Origin of the sequence: Streptomyces sp. WM4235, assembly GCF_001279725.1 — a bacterium.
In the GTDB taxonomy this organism is placed as follows: domain Bacteria; phylum Actinomycetota; class Actinomycetes; order Streptomycetales; family Streptomycetaceae; genus Streptomyces.
On record NZ_LGDE01000208.1, the window covers coordinates 1 to 992 of the forward strand.

At 73.3% G+C, this 992-nt stretch carries 1 protein-coding gene and 1 pseudogene; both read left to right on the forward strand.

From position 1 onward, the window contains the following. A pseudogene (locus tag ADK55_RS16215) lies at positions 1-301 on the forward strand (peptide-N4-asparagine amidase); the annotation flags it as partial. A 27-nt stretch (positions 302-328) separates the two neighbouring features. Continuing rightward, the coding region (locus tag ADK55_RS16220; protein ID WP_159041413.1) for a serine/threonine-protein kinase at positions 329-992 on the forward strand (664 nt) is incomplete at its 3' end.

Sequence of the window (992 nt, forward strand, 5' to 3'; positions counted from 1 at the left end):
CACGATGGACGGCGAGACCACTTTAGGGGCCGGGGACCGGTTGCGCACGGTCCTCTCCCTCGGCGACCGCTCCGACACCGTCGTCCTGCGCGGCGGCCGGGAGATCGACCGTTCACGGCTCGACGACCGGTACACGGGCGACGCGAGCTACACCGCGAACGTCCCGCGCGAGGAGCGCCACGCGGTGGCCACCACCACGGCGCGGTACCGGCTGTACGGATCGCAGACGCCCGGGGGCTGTTACGACCGTACGCTCACGACGGTGCAGGGCATGCTGACGGTGGACCGGCGGGGCTGCTGACACCGACGCCGCCTACGATGACCGCCCATGGACACGAGTGAGGCCGGCGGACAGCTGGTCGACGGCCGCTTCGAACTGATCGGCCCCCTGGGCGCCGGAGGCATGGGCACGGTGTGGCGCGCCCGCGACATCGCGTTGCACCGCGACGTCGCCCTGAAAGAGGTGCGCCCGCCGGACCCGGCGACCGCCGCCGCGCAGCCCGGCCTCGTCGTCCAACTGCGCGAACGGGCGGTGCGCGAGGCCCGGGCGCTCGCCCGGCTCACGCACCCGAACGTGGTGACGATCCACCACATCGTGGAGCCCGCGCCGGACGGCGAGGGGCATCCGTGGATCGTGATGGAGCTGGTCAAGGGCGGCTCGCTGCACGACCGGCTGGAGTCCGGCCCGATGCCCGTCGCGGACGTCCTGCGCATCGGGCTCGACGTGTTGTCGGCGCTGCGGGCCGCGCACGCCGAAGGGGTGCTCCACCGTGACGTGAAACCGGCCAACGTCCTGCTGCGGCCGGAGGGCTCGGCCGTGCTCACCGACTTCGGCATCGCCGCGCTGCACGGATCGACCGCGCTCACCTCGACGGGCGCGCTGATCGGCTCGCCCGAGTACATCGCGCCCGAACGGGTGCGCGGCGCGGAGGGCCTGGCCGCCTCCGACCTGTGGTCGCTCGGCATGATGCTGTACGTGGCCTCCGAAGGGG